Here is a 16334-nt window from a genome sequence, read left to right on the forward strand (position 1 = left end):
CAAATCAAAGCATAGCAACGGCCTCAGGGTTTGCCGGAGTTCGTGCCTTGCGTTCGTCCGCTTTCCCAGCCGCCACCCAATGCCAGGAACAAATCGATCTGGCTCATGGCAACCTGCGTGCTGGCGGAAGCCAGTTGCGCCCGCACGTCGGTGTAGGTGCGAGTCGCTTGCAAGTCCGCCAGGAACGATGCGCGGCCGGCCTGGAAGAAGCGGTGGGTCTGGTCTGCGGCCAATTGCGCCGATTGCTCGGCGTCGGCCAGTGCATCGCGGCGCTGCAACAGCGCGGAGTATTGCGCCAGGCCGGTTTGGGTTTCGCGGATGGCGTTGAGCACCACACCATCGAAATGTGCCAGCGCGCCTTGGGTGGCGGCTTCGGCCTCGCGGATTCGCGCCCGGGAGCCGTTGGACGGCACGGTCCAGGTCAGCAACGGCCCGAAGCCCCAGCGATTGGTCGCCGGTTTGCCGAGGTTTTCCAGGATGCCAACGGTACCGACTGTCGCGCCGATGCTGATGTCCGGGTACAACTCGCCGGTGGCGATGCCGATGCCAGCGGTCGCGGCAGCCAGTCGTCGCTCGGCCTGCCGCACATCGGGACGGCGCTTGAGCAACGTCGCGCCGTCACCGACCGGCAACAATTGCGCAATCTTTGGCAGCTCCGCGCAGCGGTCGGTGCCGGCTGGCAGTTGATCCAGCGGTTTGGCCAACAGCATCGACAAGCGGAACAAACCGGCCTGACGCGCCGCCTCATAACGCGGCATGTCGGCGCGCAAGGATTTGAATTGGGTTTGCGAGCGGGTCACCTGGGTTTCATCACCGCGCCCGGCGTCACGCAAGCGCTGGATCAGCGTGGTGCTCTGGGCTTGCAGGTCGAGGGAATGCTGGGCGATTTCCTGCTCTTCGTTGGCTGCGCAGACTTGGGTGTAGGCCCGAACCACATCGGCTACCAAGGTAATTCGCGCAGTATCCGCCGCCGCTTGAGTCGCATCGGCATTGGCCTTGGCCGCTTCGATACCGCGCTGCAAAACGCCAAACAGGTCGAACTGATACGAGGTGGTAATGCCGATGTCGCCGACGTTGGCCACCGGAACTTTCTCCGGCAGCAGGAATGCTTCGCCGGACTCCTGCAAACGCTGGGCGCCCATCTTCACCCCGCCGCTCCAGCCACCTGCCGCTTGAGCTTCATCGACCTGCGCGCGCGCTCGGGAAAGGTTCGCCGCCGCCACGCGCAAATCCGTGTTGGAGGCCATCGCCTGCTCGACCAATTGATCGAGGCGTGGGTCCTGATACAAGCGCCACCAATCGCTGGGCACCGGTGCCGAGATGACATTTTTGCCGTTCACCGCCAAGTCGCCCTGCAAGTCTTCACGGTGTACGGCGGCCTCGTCCGGCACATGATAATCCGGCCCGACCACCTGACAGGCCGACAGTAACAGGCCTAACCCGGCGATAGCCAAACCCGAGGCCCTGCTCATTTCGCGGGCTCCTGGGCTTGATCATCAATGATCGACACAGTGGCGGTCCGGCCGGCAATCATGCGGAAATCCGCCGGCACGTCATCGAAGGCGATCCGCACCGGAATTCGCTGGGCCAGCCGCACCCAGCTGAACGCCGGATTGACGTTGGGCAGCAGGTTGCTGCCGCTGCTGCGGTCGCGGTCTTCGATGCCGGCGACGATGCTTTCCACATGCCCGCGCAGGCGAGCGCGGTCGCCGATCACCCGAATATCGACGCTCTGGCCGACATGAATGCCGTCCAGTTTGGTCTCTTCGAAATAACCGTCGATGTGGAATGAATTGCTGTCCACCACCGACAACACCGGACGCCCGGCGGTGACGAATTCCTGGTTGCGTGGCGCACGGTCGTTGACGTAGCCGTCCACCGGGCTGCGGATGGTCGAGCGGTCAAGGTTGAGCTGGGCGCTGTCCACCGCCACCTGGGCTTCCATCAACGCCACTTCGGCGCGGGCCACCCGGGACTGGCTCTCTTCCAGTTGCTCACCCGGCACCAGATTGCCGAGGCCGCGGTTACGCTTGGCTTCGCGTTGCGCCTGCGCCAGGGTTTCCTGACGGTCGGCGACCGCCGCCTTGGCCTGACGCAGGGCCAGTTTGAAACGGTCCTGATCAATGCTGAACAGCACCTGGCCACGTTTCACCAGTTGGTTGTCACGCACGTCGACCCGCTGGATCAGCCCGGACACGTCCGGCGCGATCTGCACGATGTCGGCACGGATATGGCCGTCGCGGGTCCAGGGCGCGAACATGTAATACATCACCATGCGCCAGACCACGACAACGGCGAAGGTCACGATCAGCAGGGTCAGCACCACGCGACCGAGGGTCAAAAAAGGTTTTTTCATGTCATCAGGTATCGACTGAGTGAGTCCACGGCGCCGAGCAGCAAAGCGTAGAGAGCCACGTTAAACAATGCCCGGTGCCAGACCAGACGGTAAAAGTGCAGACGCGTCAGCAACCCGTGCACCAGCAGGAACAACACGTACGTAATGCCCATCAGCACCAGCAGCGTGGGCAGGAACACCCCGCTGATATCCAGATCACCGATCATAAAGGCGCTCCATCGATGCCATGGGGAAGCGGTTCTTCGAGCTCGCCAGTGCCGACGAATTCCACCCCTGGCAGCAGCGACAGACGCAGGCCGCTCAAGGCATGCAGCAGATGCAGGCGCGCACCTTCATCGCACTCCGTGTTGAGGGCACGGCGGGTGCGGTCCAGGGTCATCAACAACGGACTCGGTGCCGGCAAACGTTCGCCAGCCTTGAGGCAGGCCTTGAAATACTCGCCGACCTCGGCCACCACCTGGTGCAGCAGCACTTGCGGTACGCCGAGCACTCGCGGTGTATAGGCGAGCAAATCCAGCAGGTTCAGCGCCACGCGCACTTCCCGCAGGGCGATGCCGGTGTCCTGGCCGGTCATGGCCAGGCGCGGCAAATGCTGCATCAGGCGATCGAGCATCTGCACGCCCAGGTGCCGGTGATCGGCCAGCGACGCCGGTTCAGTCAGGCTGACAATGTCGCGCCAGCTGAAACGGGTCAGGCGCTTGGCTGCCAGTTCGGCGCCGAACGGCCGGGCGATCAGGGTCCAGACGAAGGCGAACAACAAACCCACGGGACCGGCCAGGTTGGAGTTGGCGAAACTGAGAAAGTCCGCGTCGTAGGCGCCCTGAATACTGATGAAGGATGACGTGTTGACCAGGGTCAGCAGCATGCCCAGATAGAACTGCGGCTTGACCGTCAGGGTGCCGATGCAAATGAACGGCACGGCAAACGCCAGCACCAGCATCGGGAAGTCATGCAGGTTGGGCAGGACCAAAAACAGATAAAGACTGGCGAACAACACCGACATCGCCGTCCAGAAAAAGAACCGGTAAATCTGCGGCGCCGGGTCGTCCATCGAAGCGAAAAAGCTGCACGCCACCGCCGCCAGAATCACCGCGGCGCCGCCGTCAGTCCAGCCGAGCAGAATCCACAGCACCGAAGCGACGATGATGGCGGTGACCGTGGACGCTGCCGAATAGAGCATCAGCCCACGGTCTAGAAATGGAGACAGCCGACCAAGCCGCCAGTGCCGATAGACCGCGCGCCAGCTGTCTTGGCTTTCGCACTGGATGGCGTACTGCAGGCTGCGACAGTCCTGCCACACATCGATCCACTCGCCGAGGCGATACAGGGCGTTGGAGAACAGCAGCTGCTTGCGATCATCCAGCGCTTCGGCGGACGGTTGCAGCGCTTCGAGTTGATCTTTCAGCGCTTGCCAGCGGGCGAGGTCGGCGTCTTTATGGTCGAGCCATTCGGTGGTCGCGGCCAGCAGCGGCGCGAACTTATCCACAAGCTCGGGCGTGCGCCGCTCAAGGGCATAGAGCGCGTCGTCGAGGGCGTCGATCACCGGCAGCAAATGAATCATGCGCCCGCGCAGTTCCTTGGTATTGCGCACGGTTTGCGGTCGCGCGCCTTCGTGGGGCAACTGCCCGATCATCAATTCCAGTGTGTTGAAGGTCGCAACCATCGACGAACGTAGCGCACTGACTTCGTCCGGCTGCACGTTGCGGCTAAGGAAACGCAGGCTGTAAGTCGAGGCATCGGCAAACCATTTGTTCACCGAATCATTGAACACCGGCGCCAGCCGTCGGGGCCAGAACATCGCGCCGACCACCGCGGCAACGGCGATGCCGAGGAAGATTTCTTCCGTCCGCGCCTCTGCGATGTCCCATACCGCTAACGGGTTATTCACCACAGGCAGGGCAATCAGCGGCAAGGTGTACCCGGCGAGCATCAGCGCGTAATTGTTGGCAGTGCGCAGGTGCATTGAGAGGAACAGCAGAGTCCCGGTCCACAGCGCAATGACCACCACCAACACATAAGGGCTCTGGACAAACATCGGCACGAAAAAAACCGCGGCGGCGGCACCGAGAAGGGTGCCAACCGCGCGGTACAACGCCTTGGAACTGGTAGGGCCGACAAACGGACTGGAAACGATATAGACCGTGGCCATCGCCCAGTAAGGCCGGGGCATTTGCATGAGCATGGCGATGTACAACGCGATCATCGACGCCGCGAACGTTCGCACACCGTAGAACCAGTCCCGCGCCGGGGGCATGCCGGTAAAAAATCCGTTCAAGGGTTGATCACCGGCAGATGATTGGCCGATTCAAAAGCCCTCAGTACTCGCAACGCCGCTTCCAGATCACTCTGATCGATCCCTTCGAGCACTTCATGGCGCAAGCGCACCAGCTCGATTTCAACGGCTTGCACCAACTCACGACCCGTCTCGGTCAGGCTCAGGCATTTGGCGCGACGGTCATGGGCGTCTTCGGTACGGCAGACGTAGCCGGCATGACACAGTTGATCCAGCAGGCGCACCAGCGACGGGCTCTCCATCCCGGCCGCCTGCGCCACCGTCACCTGCCGCACACCCTCGCCCAAACGCCCGATCATCAACAACGGAACGGCGCAGGCTTCGGAGATTCCATAGTTGACCAGCGTGGTCTGGCAGATCTTCCGCCAATGCCTGGCGGCCACCACCATGGAGCTGCTGATGTTCATCTGGAGAGCGTCGAGGTTCTTCGGCACGAGGGGAAACACACACTGTTAGTTTGCTAACTATCAATATGGCATTTGAGGGGAAAGTTGGTCAAGTTTTGAAACAATTTGGTGGGCATGGTCCATGCCTAGACTCGGTAGAAATCGCCATAGCATTCGAAACTGCGTAACGAATTCGCGAACCCACCGAGACTTAAACCATGATTAAACGTCCTGCTAAACCTGAAAGTACTTTAGATTCCGAAGACTCAACGCAGTACCACAATTTCCTGCAAAGGAAAGTAGACGCGGCACGGCGATCTCTGCACAAGGGCGAAGGCAGCAGCAATGAAGAGATCGAAACTGAATATGCCGCTAAGCGGGCGCAAGCGGCAGAATAAAAGGATCGACGCCATCAGCGTTTCTTGGCTCGATCATAAACAGCGCTTCGCTCACGCTTACCCACTGCCACCACGGAAACGACTACACGCTCATCAATAACCTCGTACACCAACCTGTACCCCGATGACCGCAGCTTGATTTTGTAGCAGTCAGGCATTCCATGTAGTGAATCTGAGGGCACTCGCGGGAGCTCAAGTCGCTCTGCCAGTTTCTTTTTGAATTGCTCGCGCAATGTATGACCCAGTTTGTCCCACTCCTTGCGTGCAGACGGCAGGAATTCGAGCTTATAGGTCATCCAGATTTACCGGGATCGGCGTTTCATGCCTACGTGAGCGAACAATTTCTGCCAATTCAAGGTCATCGAGACGTTCCATCATGGCCTCGAAAACATCGGCCGGGACCATGTAGCCCATCACTCGATTGTGATTCAGCACCGCGACAGGCCCGCCATGGGCGCCGCTCAAAACCGCAGATGGATTTTTCTTCAACTCAGACACACTGACAGCCATGTCGGCCAGAACATTTTGCATAATTAAGACCTCAATTCAGGTCACGATTCTGGTCTATTCACACTTTATGAGCAACCTAGAAAAAACTCTAAAGTCGGATTTGCACTCAGATTTTTTTACCACTCACCAGTTTTTTTTACATTTCGCCATTTTCACTCAGATTTTTTTACACCCCCCGCCCCTTCCGCAACAGCACATCCAACTGATCCACCACCTCCGCCCAATCGGCGTCATCCAGAATGTCGTCGCGCAGGAAATCCGCCTGGCTCTTGGTCCAGAAGAACGCATCCGCCAGGTGCAATTCGGGTTTGAGCGGTGAATGGGTGGCGATGAATTTGTCGATGCTTTCGGCGTCGTCAGGCAGGCCGAGTTGTTTGAACAGGTTGGGGAGGCTGTGGGTTGGGGATTCCATGGTGGGCTCCTTTTTTCATGGCAAATGATTGGGTGACTGCTGCGCAGTCAATCGCGAGCAGGCTCGCTCCCACATGGAATCGCGCTCAACTGTGGGAGCGAGCCTGCTCGCGATGGCGATGTAACTGTCGCCGCAAAAACTACTGACTCAACTCACACACTTCAGCATGCGGCACCATTTTCAGGAATTCCGGCACGCTCATGTGCACCAGGTTGTTGTGGTTACCAGCCTCCAGGTAGATGTCTTTTTGCCGGGTCAGCAGTGGGTCGATGACCATGTCCAGGCCATAGGATTCGCCCAATGCAGGCACGGCGCCGCGTTCGCAATCCTGGAACAGATGCGCCAGGGTGCTTTCCCGGGTGATCTGCCATTCGCCACTGCCACGTACTTTGCTCAGGTCCAGGTGACGGCTCGCTGGCAGCACAGCCATCAGGTAATGGCCGTGGTGGTCGTCGAGGATCACCGATTTGGCCACCCGTTCGGCAGGAATGCCTGCGACCCGCGCCGTTTCAAGGCTGCTGGCCGAGTGCGGATGGGTGACGACGTCAAATTCGCATTGAGCCTTGTCCAGGCTGTCCTGCACAGTTCTTGCCATACGCATGATGCACCTCGGTGTCCGCAACAACGTTTCGCGGACGATGGTTAAACCTTCTCACCACTAAAAGTCTAGGCCCGCTGGCGCCATCGCGCGGGAAATCTGCCCGCCGGAATAACGTCAACAACTGATCAAAATTCGTACAATTCAGAGCTCAGCTAGACTGTATAAAGAACCATCAATGACTCTCCCGGAGGGTCACGTGAACACTCGTTGTTGTGCAGTTGCGCTGCTATTGGCCTTGAGCGGATCGGTATTCGCGGCAGACACCGTCGTCCTGCTGGTGCCCAACCCCATCGGGATCTGGCTGATCACGTTCGGCATCGCGTTTCTGATCGCCGAGGCGGCCCTGCCCAATTACGGCGTGATCGGTCTGGGCGGCATTGTGATGTTCGTGATCGGTGCGGTGATTCTGAGCAACACCGAGGTGCCGGTTCCGTTGATGATCGGCCTGGGACTGATCAGTGCCCTGTTGCTTATTTTCCTGCTGATCCACGCTTTGAAAACCCGACCGCGCGAAAACGTCAGTGGCGATGCAGGACTGGTGGGCAGCGTGACACCGGTGATGTCGCTGGCCGGCAATGCCTACAACGGTTGGGTGCACCTGCAAGGAGAAAAGTGGCAAGTGCTCAGCGCCACGCCGCTGCAACCCGGGCAAAGGGTCCGGGTGGTGGCACGCAAGGGATTATTGCTGGAAGTGGCCGCGGCTGACGCGGCGCCGGGTGGAGAATAACCATGGGTCTGCAACTGGGTTTTGCCGCGCTGCTGTTACTGGTGATTGCACTGGCGGGGTCGACCTTCCGCATTCTGCGCGAATACGAGCGCGGGGTGGTCTTCCAGCTCGGGCGCTTCTGGCAGGTCAAAGGCCCTGGCCTGATCCTGCTGATTCCAGTGGTGCAGCAAATGGTTCGCGTCGACTTGCGTACCGTGGTCCTCGACGTGCCGCCACAAGACGTGATCACCCGCGACAACGTCTCGGTCAAGGTCAACGCGGTGCTGTATTTCCGCGTCCTCGATCCGCAGAAAGCAATTATTCAGGTCGAAGACTTTCTCATGGCCACCAGCCAATTGGCTCAGACCACGTTGCGGGCGGTGCTCGGTAAACATGAACTCGATGAGCTGCTGGCCGAACGTGAGCGGTTGAATATCGACATCCAGCAAGTGCTCGACGCCCAGACCGATGCGTGGGGCATCAAGGTCGCCAACGTCGAGATCAAGCACGTGGACCTCAACGAATCGATGATCCGCGCCATCGCCAAACAGGCCGAAGCCGAACGGGAACGCCGGGCCAAGGTGATCCACGCCGAAGGCGAATTGCAGGCCTCGGAAAAACTCATGCAAGCCGCCGAAATGCTCGGGCGCCAGCCTGGGGCCATGCAGTTACGTTACATGCAGACGTTGAGTTCGATTGCCGGGGACAAGAGTTCGACGATTGTCTTTCCGCTGCCGATCGAGTTGCTCAAGGGGATGGCGGATTTGTCGTCCAAATCCTGACCTTTCCTACAGACACCAACGTCCGGTAACCGCGTCGGAGATTTCCTTCAAGTTGTAGCGGTGTTGGTGAACTTGTTCCGGTCCGAACCCAGGTCTAGTCTGGCCTTGTCACTGAATAAACGGTGACACGGACGTGCAAGTCCGACGAAACTGTTTAGGGCGCAATTGCCATGGCTCATTACTTTATGGCGGCTGCGCGCAGGAGATCCTCGGATCTGCTGGGTGTCCTAAACAGTCCCGGTCTTGCACACCTGCGCACGGCCGCCACCCAATTCGCGTGCAAACGAACGGTGGCGGTTCCTACTTACTGTTTAGGAGTTTTTACATGTTCAAGGTAACGCCAAATCCGCCAGACAACTCTGGCACCCCATCCGAAGAATCGCTCGAAGACGAAAAATTCAAAGAAGCCGCCGACCGCGCCTTCGCCCACTACTTCCCCCCGACCGCCGAAAAGCCGCCCAGGCACCGCAAAGGCAACCTCTTCACCGTCGCCCCCGAGGTCAACACCGAAACCCTTCTGGCCAACGCCTCCGAAGACCTGCTGTCCATCAGCGCCATCGCTGCCAATCTGGCAGACGATGTGGACGGGACACGACGCTCCGTAGCCCTGGCGCTCAGCCGCATGGCCGATGGCGTGCAGTTGCTCGTAGAGCGAGTGCTGGATCATTGGGAGGAGTCGGAGATCATGCAGGCTCGGGTCAAGGTTTAGCCGGGTGGATTTGTGGTGAGTTGACCACCGCCATCGCGAGCAGGCTCACTCCCACAGTTGATCTTCAGTGAACACAGCTTCTGTGTACGACCGAGATTCAATGTGGGAGTGAGCCTGCTCGCGATAGCGTCAGTGCCGTCAATACATGACTCGGCACTTAGCGCTTCATAGGGCGCTCGCGCCCAACGCTCCACACGTTCATGCAAAAGCGCCGTGGCCTCACGACGCTTGTCATCGCTGTCCCTGACAAACACTTCCGAAGGCCGTTTGGCATGCTGCCCCACCGCCGCAAACACTTGCTCACGCTGCACGTCATCCAATCCAAAAAAAACAGCCAATCGCCCCGCCATGGCATCTGGCAATTCGCTGTAATTCACCGCCACCCCACCAAACTCCCGACATTGCGCCAACCCCGACGCCAGCAACCGCCCCAACCGCCGTGCGATGAAGTCCTCTCGGCCAGCAAACGGCAATTCATCATCCAGCACACTCGCACCGATCATCCACGGCACCATGTGCATGCCCGGACGGCGTAGATGTGAAACGGCAATTTCCAGCGGATCGCGATAAAGAAACAGCCACGGTGTTTCGGCAAAACACTCACGCAGCAACGGCAGTTCACCGATGTTCCAGGCATCGAGTTTGACCACCAAACGTTGCTCGACGCCGAGCCGACGCTGTCCATAGGCCGACAGCAATCCTTCAATGGCAGCGCGACGCTCGACAGCGGGCAAGTCGCTGCGCAGTAGCGCATCCAGCGGCGGCGGTTCGCTGATCACGATGTGGTTATCGAGTTGCGCGAGCATTTGGCTGAGGAGGGTCGAGCCGCAACGGGACGCGTGAAAGATGAACGCACTCGGGGCCAAACCGGGACTGCAGATTTGCCAGTCAACGAGGGTCGACAACGGCGTTTCCCGGCGAAACGCCTGATTGAACGGCAATCGCAGCGCGTCTTCCACGGCATCACGAAAAAACGGCTGATGCAGCGAGGTGTCACCGAACCAGCACCAGTCGATGCGCCATTGCCCAGCCTCTTGCCAGATGCGGATCGGCAACCAGCCTTCGAGGTTCATGCCTTCCATTGTTTGTTCCATTGTCGGCGGCCGTCGCGCATGGCGGCGCGCAGTTCTTCGCGGGAGAGCGGCAGGCCTCGCGCAGCCGCCATTTCCAGGACACAGGTGATAAAAGCTTCGCTGTCCTGCAAACCCTGCAAGGTTTTGCACAGCGGCGGATCGCTCTCTACCAGTGCCTTGAACTGTGCAAGGCATCCGTGAACAACATCGGGATTTGGCGTGGTCAATTCGCCGTCGACAATCGCCTGCTCCAGCCAGGCGCCGGGCCGACAATCGAGTACCAGATGAATGCGTGCCCGAGTACCACGATTGTCCACACGATGCGGCCGCGACAGGTCGAGAAACCAGCATTCACCGGCAGCCATCGGCATGCGCTGGCCGTCCAGCAGAAAGTCCACTTGAGGCGCGCTGACCAGCGGGATGTGCAGACGCAGATCAGCGTCTGGCCCGTCAAGGTCGTAGTCGCGATGTTCGTGAATCTGCCCACCCGGACCGAGCCGCAACAAGCGCGCGCTGACGATCTCCAGCGGCAGATCGCGCAAACCTTGCTGCCATCGGACATCCCGCAACCAAGGCGCGCGCAGCAGCGGTTTGCCGCGACCCGGCGACAGTTCAGTCAACGCATCCGCCGCCGAAATCAGCGCGACACCGCTCCAGTCGCCAGCGTAATAAGCGTTGTTGAAATGCCCCTGCCACATTCCCTCATCAACGGCGGCCAACGCCTGCAACAGCAGCGGTAAATCCACGGCCACCGGCAAGCGAGAAAACGCCGGTCGGCTCATCGTTTCGGCAACACCGCGCACTCGCCGAGCCAGGTCAGCAAGTGATCGAGACAGGCCTCAACCGATTGCACGCCGGTATCGAGCACCAAGGCGGCGGACGGCGGCGGTTCATACGGCGCAGACACGCCGGTAAAACCTGGTAAATCACCCCGTCGTGCACGGGCGTAATGACCTTTCGGATCGCGCTGCTCGCAGACGGCCAAGGAAGCGCTGCACCAGACTTCACGGTAATCCTCACCCAGCCGCCGGGCGAACACCTCACGCAACTCCATCAGCGGCGCGATCATCGCCAGGATGACGATCTGCCCGTTCTCCACCAGCAGCGCCGCGACTTCGCTGGCGCGACGGATGTTCTCCAGACGATCACTGTCGGTAAAACCGAGATCACGATTGAGCCCGACCCGCAGCCCGTCGCCATCGAGCACGATGCTCTGCACGCCGTGCTCGAACAGCTCGGCGTGCAGCGCCTGGGCCAGGGTCGATTTGCCCGCCGCCGGCAATCCGGTCAGCAAAATCGCCGTGCCGCGATGGCCGTTGCGCACCTCTCGTTGTGCGCGGCTGATACTCGCCGTCGGCGCCAGCAGGTTATTGGGCATGGGCCACCGGCGTCGTGATGTTCCCGGCCGCCCACGCCGATTCGCGGTTGGCCAACGCGGTGGCAATGGATTGCACTTCGGTGGATTGCACCTGATCCGGCAGCGGATCGAGCCCTGCACTGGCAAAGATCTGGCCGTAAGCGTTACGCAAATCGGCGTACGACAGGTCGCGACGCAAATCGGCCTGCAAGGTGTTCAGTTCGCCCTGGATGAGGTCCAGTTCACCCAGCCCGGCCGCCTGATATCGGTTGCGCAGCTGGCCAACGATCTGTCCGTCAATGTCCGACAGTTGCTGGTTGGTCTTGAACTGTCGCAACGCCTCGCGGTAATTGGCGTTGGCCACATAAAGCTGCGCCAGCACCGCGATCGACATGGCCTGGCGGCGCGCCGCGGCGACTTCTTCGCCGGCCTTGGCAACGTTGATCGCTGCCGGTGCGGAGATCACGTTGAACAGGTTCCACGTCACTTTCACGCCATAGTCGGCCCAGCCCTGCTCCACCAGGAACGAGTTGCTGTCGTAATGCCCGCCGGCCGAGAACTCCAGCCCCGGCAGCAGCCGCAACATGGCTTTGCGGGTTTCGGCCGCGCTGATTCGGCTTTGGTAATCCTGCTCGCGCAGCTCGGGACGACTGGTCAGGGCTTCCTGTTCCAGGCTGGCGAGGTCAACTTTCAATTCCGGAATGTCATAGTCGTCCTGAGTCGCCAGGGTCAGCTCAGTGCCCAACGGCAGGTTGATCAAAGTCGCCAGTTCGGTTTTCGCCAGCGACAGCGCACGACGCTGTTCCTCCAGCTGGCGCGTGGCTTCGATCAGCGAGCGTTGATAACCCAAGGCCTGAACCGGATCGCCGATTCGCTGCTGGCTCATGCTTTGGCTGTTGCCGCGCGCGGTGTCGACCCGGGCCATGAGGCTGTCGATCTGCTTGAGCAAACGCTCGGCGGCCATGGCTCGCCAATAGGCCGAGCGCACGTCCTGAACGATGGTGTTGATCACCTTGCGCCGACGCTCCTGAACGATCAGTCGCTGGTCACCCTGTTGCTTGGCGCTGATGTAGCTGACGCCAAAATCGAGCACGTTCCAGACCATGGTCAGGTCGGCGACTTCACGGTCGCGGTCCTGTGAGGTCGATGGCTCCAGAGACTGGGTTCCGGTCCGTACGCTCTGGCTGCTGGAGGCGTTGACGTTGTTGCGGCCGACGTACCCGGCGTCCAGCGCCATGCGCGGCAGCATGTCGAAACTGGCGAGGTCGAGTTGGCGCTTGGCCAGGGCCTCTTCCATGATCTTGAGCCGGCCTTCGAGGTTGTACTTCACAGCGCGGGCCATGGCTTGATGCAGGGTCAGCGGACCACTGAGGGGCTCCTGATCCTTGTACATGTTTTGCAGGTCGCTCCTGGCGCGCTGTTGGCTGACGCTGCGTTCGATCGGTTCACTGGTGACTGCACATCCGCTGACTGCAAGCGCCAGCAGGCTGGCGCCAAACAACTTAGAACTTCTATTCATCCTTGACTGCCCCTGAACACACATTGTTTTAGGTGTTTTTTCAGGCCTGCATTTCGCTGATGCCGACCTGCCGTAAAGCAGCGGCCAGGCTGTCGACCTGCCGTTGCTCGGTGTCTTTGAGCTGTTGCAACTGCTGGACGAGACTCGGCGCGCCAAACACGCCGCGCAGCCCCTGTGAAACATCCCCGGCCTTGATCGAATGACTGCCGAATGAGTTCAGCGAGTCTCGTTCGTTGCCGGAGTCCTGATTGAACAGGCTCGACAACGTACTGGTGCCGAACACCCCGCCATCGCCGCCGCCAAAGCCGAGGAAGCCGTTGCCCGAGCCATCGCCACCGCTGTCACTGCTGCTGAACACCTGGGCGATGAAGCTGGGCGCCAGCGCACCTTGGTTCATGAAGATGTCGCCCAGCGGCCGGATGCCATTGCCGATCACGCGGCTTTCGAACAACGGGGTAAAGGTCAGCGGGGAGCCGAGATCGCCGGTCGGGGGAGTGAAAATGATCGGTTGCAGTGGCACGTTGGGCTGATCGGAAACGGTGACCGGTGGTGGGATCGGGACCAGCGGGTCAGGCGTCACGACCACGGCAGGCGCCGGTACGGTGTCGATCACGTAATTATTGGAGACCGCCACGCTGCTACCGGCATTGCCCGAAAGGTCGCTGACGTTGCTGGTATCCAGCGCAATGAAGTTGCTCGGGTCGGTGATGCTCGCGGTCGGCGTGAAGGTCGCGGTCCAGGTCTTGCCGCCGTCGCTGCTGGCCAGGTTGGTCAGCTCGCCGTTGGTGACGCTGAGGTCCGACAGGTCGAAATCGCTGACCACTTCGCTGAAGGTGATCGTCACCAGCGTGGTTTGACCCATGCCCAGGTTCGGGTTGGCGACCACGATGGTTGCCGTCGGCCGGGTGGCATCGAGCGCGTAGTTGTTGGAGATCGCGATCCCGGCACCGACGTTGCCCGCGGCGTCCGCCACATTGCTGCTGTCGAGCAGGATCAGGTTGGTGGTGTCGTTGAGGTTGGCGGTCGGGGTCAGCGTGGCAGTCCAGGTCTTGCCGCCATCGCTGCTGAGCAGGTTGGACAAGGTGCCATTGGCGACGCTGATGTCCGACAGGTCGAAACCCGAAACCGCCTCGGTGAAAGTGATGGTAACCGTGGTCGTCTCGCCGATGCCCAAGCGGTTATCCGCCACCACGATGGTCGCCGTCGGCCGCGCTGTGTCGATGGCGTAGTTGTTGGAATCGGTCACGCCCACGCCACTGTTGCCCGACGCATTGGTCACACCGCTGTTGTCGAGACTGATCAAGTTGGAGGTGTCCGTCACGTTGACGGTTGGCGTGAACGTCGCGGTCCAGGTGACGCCGCCGTCACTGCTGCTGACGTTGCTCAAGGTGCCGTTGGCAATGCTCAGGTCGGCGTTGGTGAAACCGCTGACCGCTTCGCTGAAGGTGATGGTCACCCCTGAGGTTTCACCGGCCTTGAGGGCGTTGTCGGCCACCACGATGGTTGCGGTCGGCACCTGGGTTTCCACCACATAGTTGGCGGAATTGGTCGTGCCCGAGCCCGCGTTGCCGGCCAGGTCCGAGACGCCGGTGTTGTTCAGCGTGATGAGATTGGTGGCGTCGGTAATCCCGATAGTCGGGGTGAAGGTCCCGGTCCAGGTGATGCCGCCGTCGCTGCTGCTGACATTGCTCAACGTGCCGTTGGCGACGCTCAAATCGCTGTTGTCAAAACCGCTCACCGCCTCGCTGAAGGTGATGGTCACCAGCGCGGTTTCGCCCGGTTTCAGGGTTGTATCGCTCAACACGATGGTCGCGGTCGGGCGTTGGCTGTCGATGGCGTAGTTATTCGAATCCGTGGTGCCGACACCCGCGTTTCCGGCCACATCCAGGACCCCGGTGCTGTCCAGGGTAATCAGGTTGGTCGAATCGGTGATGCTCGCTGTCGGCGTCAGGGTGGCGGTCCAGGTGATGTTATCGCTGGTACTCAGACTGCTCAGGGTACCGTTGCTCACGGTCAGGTCGGCCGTGGTAAAACCGGTCACCGCCTCGGAGAACGTGATGGTCACCACCGATGTTTGACCCACCCCCAGCGCCGCGTCCGCAACCACGATGGTTGCCGTTGGCAGCACGGTGTCGATTGCATAGTTGTTGGAATCGGTGGTGCCGCTGCCGACGTTGCCCGAGGCGTTTTGCACACCGCTGTTGTCCAGGGTGATCAGGTTGCTGGTGTCGGTGATGCTGGCCGTCGGGGTGAATGTTGCGGTCCAGGTGATGCCGCCATCGCTGCTACTCACCGCCGTCAACGTGCCGTTGGCGATGGTCAGATCGGCATTGCTGAAACCGCTGACGGCTTCGCTGAAGGTAATGGTTACCAGCGAGGTTTCGCCGACTTTCAGCGCGTTATCGGCGACCACGATGGTGGCCGTCGGCAGCACGGTATCGACGGTGTAGTTGCCGGAACTGGTGGTGCCGCTGCCGGTGTTGCCGGCGATGTCGGCCACGCCGGTATTGTTCAGGGTGATGACGTTGCTCGGGTCACTTACGCCGACGGTTGGTGTGAAGGTCGCGGTCCAGGTAATGCCGCCGTCACTGCTGCTCACCGCGGTCAGGGTACCGTTGGCAATCGTCAGGTCCGCGTTGGTGAATCCGCTCACTGCCTCGGAGAACGTGATGGTCACCAGCGAGGTTTCGCCCGCTACCAGTGTTGTATCCGCCAGCACAATCGTGGCGGTCGGGCGCGCCGTGTCGATTGCATAGTTGTTGGAATCGGTGGTGCCGCTACCAACGTTGCCCGACAGGTCGCTGAGTCCGGTGTTGTCCAGGGTGATCAGGTTGGTCGTGTCGGTGATGCTCGCGGAAGGTGTGAAGGTCGCGGTCCAGGTGATGCCGCCGTCGCTGCTGCTCACCGCGGTCAGGGTGCCATTGGCGATGGTCAGGTCGGCGTTGGTGAAACCAACGACTGCTTCACTGAAGGTGATGGTCACCAACGAGGTTTCGCCGATTCTCAGCGCCGTGTCCGTGACCACGATGGTTGCCGTTGGCCGCACGGTGTCGATGGCGTAGTTGTTGGAATCGGTAGTGCCGCTGCCGGCGTTGCCCGAGGCGTTTTGCACACCGCTGTTGTCCAGGGTGATCAGGTTGGTCGCGTCGGTGGTGCTGGCCGTCGGGGTGAAGGTGGCGGTCCAGGTGATGCCGCCGTCACTGCTGCTCACCGCGCTCAACGTGCCGTTGGC

At 60.6% G+C, this 16334-nt stretch carries 18 protein-coding genes; 4 read left to right on the forward strand and 14 right to left on the reverse strand.

Annotated features, from left to right (window positions below; genetic code table 11):
- Positions 1–23: 23 nt before the first annotated feature.
- The 5 genes from PMI27_RS26980 to PMI27_RS26960 are packed head-to-tail and all read right to left on the reverse strand — an operon-like array spanning position 24 to position 5056.
- The gene (locus PMI27_RS26980) at positions 24–1472 is read right to left on the reverse strand and encodes an efflux transporter outer membrane subunit (RefSeq protein ID WP_008148156.1); all 1449 of its coding nucleotides are present in this window, start codon (positions 1470–1472) and stop codon (positions 24–26) included.
- Positions 1469–2356 carry an efflux RND transporter periplasmic adaptor subunit gene (locus PMI27_RS26975; protein ID WP_008148153.1) on the reverse strand — a complete coding sequence of 296 codons (888 nt, stop codon included), beginning with the start codon at positions 2354–2356 and terminating at the stop codon, positions 1469–1471. The genes PMI27_RS26980 and PMI27_RS26975 overlap by 4 nt, the downstream gene beginning before the upstream one ends.
- Entirely contained in the window at positions 2353–2562 is a 210-nt protein-coding gene (locus tag PMI27_RS26970; protein ID WP_008148151.1) for a DUF1656 domain-containing protein, read from the reverse strand. The genes PMI27_RS26975 and PMI27_RS26970 overlap by 4 nt, the downstream gene beginning before the upstream one ends.
- Positions 2559–4631, reverse strand: coding sequence for an FUSC family protein (locus tag PMI27_RS26965; protein WP_033052996.1), 2073 nt, complete (start codon positions 4629–4631; stop codon positions 2559–2561). Before PMI27_RS26965 ends, PMI27_RS26970 begins: the two co-directional genes overlap by 4 nt.
- Positions 4628–5056 carry a MarR family winged helix-turn-helix transcriptional regulator gene (locus tag PMI27_RS26960; RefSeq protein ID WP_033052997.1) on the reverse strand — a complete coding sequence of 143 codons (429 nt, stop codon included), beginning with the start codon at positions 5054–5056 and terminating at the stop codon, positions 4628–4630. The genes PMI27_RS26965 and PMI27_RS26960 overlap by 4 nt, the downstream gene beginning before the upstream one ends.
- 197 nt (positions 5057–5253) lie before the next feature.
- On the opposite strand from PMI27_RS26960, the gene PMI27_RS30970 reads away from it, so the two are divergent.
- Positions 5254–5433: a hypothetical protein gene (locus tag PMI27_RS30970; protein WP_008148145.1), complete on the forward strand. Its 180-nt coding sequence runs from the start codon at positions 5254–5256 to the stop codon at positions 5431–5433.
- Positions 5434–5447: 14 nt separating this feature from the next.
- On the opposite strand, the gene PMI27_RS0229030 is transcribed toward PMI27_RS30970, so the two are convergent.
- From PMI27_RS0229030 to PMI27_RS26945, 4 genes are all read right to left on the reverse strand, one after another.
- Positions 5448–5729: a type II toxin-antitoxin system RelE family toxin gene (locus PMI27_RS0229030; RefSeq protein ID WP_008148142.1), complete on the reverse strand. Its 282-nt coding sequence runs from the start codon at positions 5727–5729 to the stop codon at positions 5448–5450.
- Positions 5719–5964, reverse strand: a complete 246-nt coding sequence (locus PMI27_RS26955) for a type II toxin-antitoxin system Phd/YefM family antitoxin (protein WP_008148141.1) — start codon at positions 5962–5964, stop codon at positions 5719–5721. Before PMI27_RS26955 ends, PMI27_RS0229030 begins: the two co-directional genes overlap by 11 nt.
- A 145-nt stretch (positions 5965–6109) precedes the next feature.
- Positions 6110–6355: a DUF2789 domain-containing protein gene (locus PMI27_RS26950; protein ID WP_008148139.1), complete on the reverse strand. Its 246-nt coding sequence runs from the start codon at positions 6353–6355 to the stop codon at positions 6110–6112.
- Between the two features lie 139 nt (positions 6356–6494).
- The gene (locus PMI27_RS26945) at positions 6495–6956 is read right to left on the reverse strand and encodes an aminoacyl-tRNA deacylase (protein ID WP_008148137.1); all 462 of its coding nucleotides are present in this window, start codon (positions 6954–6956) and stop codon (positions 6495–6497) included.
- Positions 6957–7152: 196 nt separating this feature from the next.
- Here PMI27_RS26945 and PMI27_RS26940 point away from each other — a divergent pair, with 196 nt between their 5' ends.
- The 3 genes from PMI27_RS26940 to PMI27_RS26930 all read left to right on the forward strand — a co-directional run bounded on the left by PMI27_RS26940 (position 7153) and on the right by PMI27_RS26930 (position 9153).
- A complete protein-coding gene (locus PMI27_RS26940) occupies positions 7153–7683 on the forward strand; it encodes an NfeD family protein (protein ID WP_008148135.1) in 531 nt (176 codons plus the stop codon).
- A gap of 2 nt (positions 7684–7685) precedes the next feature.
- Positions 7686–8444, forward strand: a complete 759-nt coding sequence (locus tag PMI27_RS26935) for a slipin family protein (protein ID WP_008148132.1) — start codon at positions 7686–7688, stop codon at positions 8442–8444.
- 325 nt (positions 8445–8769) lie between these two features.
- Positions 8770–9153, forward strand: a complete 384-nt coding sequence (locus PMI27_RS26930; protein WP_008148130.1) for a DUF6124 family protein — start codon at positions 8770–8772, stop codon at positions 9151–9153.
- Here the strand turns inward: PMI27_RS26930 and PMI27_RS26925 are convergent.
- The 5 genes from PMI27_RS26925 to PMI27_RS26905 all read right to left on the reverse strand — a co-directional run.
- Positions 9150–10235: a sulfotransferase family protein gene (locus tag PMI27_RS26925; RefSeq protein ID WP_008148126.1), complete on the reverse strand. Its 1086-nt coding sequence runs from the start codon at positions 10233–10235 to the stop codon at positions 9150–9152. The two genes, PMI27_RS26930 and PMI27_RS26925, sit on opposite strands and share 4 nt — an antisense overlap.
- Positions 10223–11008: an aspartyl/asparaginyl beta-hydroxylase domain-containing protein gene (locus PMI27_RS26920; protein ID WP_008148123.1), complete on the reverse strand. Its 786-nt coding sequence runs from the start codon at positions 11006–11008 to the stop codon at positions 10223–10225. Before PMI27_RS26920 ends, PMI27_RS26925 begins: the two co-directional genes overlap by 13 nt.
- Positions 11005–11604, reverse strand: coding sequence for an adenylyl-sulfate kinase (cysC, locus tag PMI27_RS26915; RefSeq protein WP_008148122.1), 600 nt, complete (start codon positions 11602–11604; stop codon positions 11005–11007). Before cysC ends, PMI27_RS26920 begins: the two co-directional genes overlap by 4 nt.
- Positions 11594–13102: a TolC family protein gene (locus tag PMI27_RS26910; protein WP_008148120.1), complete on the reverse strand. Its 1509-nt coding sequence runs from the start codon at positions 13100–13102 to the stop codon at positions 11594–11596. Before PMI27_RS26910 ends, cysC begins: the two co-directional genes overlap by 11 nt.
- Positions 13103–13142: 40 nt before the next feature.
- On the reverse strand, positions 13143–16334 hold a 3192-nt coding region (locus PMI27_RS26905), incomplete at its 5' end, for an Ig-like domain-containing protein (RefSeq protein ID WP_024164515.1).

It is taken from the genome of Pseudomonas sp. GM41(2012), from assembly GCF_000282315.2.
Taxonomy (GTDB): Bacteria; Pseudomonadota; Gammaproteobacteria; order Pseudomonadales; family Pseudomonadaceae; genus Aquipseudomonas.

Excerpts from the sequence above, each read along its gene's own strand:
- PMI27_RS26980 (WP_008148156.1), bottom strand. The coding sequence starts at position 1,472 with ATGAGCAGGGCCTCGGGTTTGGCTATCGCCGGGTTAGGCCTGTTACTG.
- PMI27_RS26975 (WP_008148153.1), bottom strand. The coding sequence starts at position 2,356 with ATGAAAAAACCTTTTTTGACCCTCGGTCGCGTGGTGCTGACCCTGCTG.
- PMI27_RS26970 (WP_008148151.1), bottom strand. The coding sequence starts at position 2,562 with ATGATCGGTGATCTGGATATCAGCGGGGTGTTCCTGCCCACGCTGCTG.
- PMI27_RS26960 (WP_033052997.1), bottom strand. The coding sequence starts at position 5,056 with ATGAACATCAGCAGCTCCATGGTGGTGGCCGCCAGGCATTGGCGGAAG.
- PMI27_RS30970 (WP_008148145.1), top strand. The coding sequence starts at position 5,254 with ATGATTAAACGTCCTGCTAAACCTGAAAGTACTTTAGATTCCGAAGAC.
- PMI27_RS0229030 (WP_008148142.1), bottom strand. The coding sequence starts at position 5,729 with ATGACCTATAAGCTCGAATTCCTGCCGTCTGCACGCAAGGAGTGGGAC.
- PMI27_RS26955 (WP_008148141.1), bottom strand. The coding sequence starts at position 5,964 with ATGCAAAATGTTCTGGCCGACATGGCTGTCAGTGTGTCTGAGTTGAAG.
- PMI27_RS26950 (WP_008148139.1), bottom strand. The coding sequence starts at position 6,355 with ATGGAATCCCCAACCCACAGCCTCCCCAACCTGTTCAAACAACTCGGC.
- PMI27_RS26945 (WP_008148137.1), bottom strand. The coding sequence starts at position 6,956 with ATGCGTATGGCAAGAACTGTGCAGGACAGCCTGGACAAGGCTCAATGC.
- PMI27_RS26935 (WP_008148132.1), top strand. The coding sequence starts at position 7,686 with ATGGGTCTGCAACTGGGTTTTGCCGCGCTGCTGTTACTGGTGATTGCA.
- PMI27_RS26930 (WP_008148130.1), top strand. The coding sequence starts at position 8,770 with ATGTTCAAGGTAACGCCAAATCCGCCAGACAACTCTGGCACCCCATCC.
- PMI27_RS26925 (WP_008148126.1), bottom strand. The coding sequence starts at position 10,235 with ATGGAAGGCATGAACCTCGAAGGCTGGTTGCCGATCCGCATCTGGCAA.
- PMI27_RS26920 (WP_008148123.1), bottom strand. The coding sequence starts at position 11,008 with ATGAGCCGACCGGCGTTTTCTCGCTTGCCGGTGGCCGTGGATTTACCG.
- cysC (WP_008148122.1), bottom strand. The coding sequence starts at position 11,604 with ATGCCCAATAACCTGCTGGCGCCGACGGCGAGTATCAGCCGCGCACAA.
- PMI27_RS26910 (WP_008148120.1), bottom strand. The coding sequence starts at position 13,102 with ATGAATAGAAGTTCTAAGTTGTTTGGCGCCAGCCTGCTGGCGCTTGCA.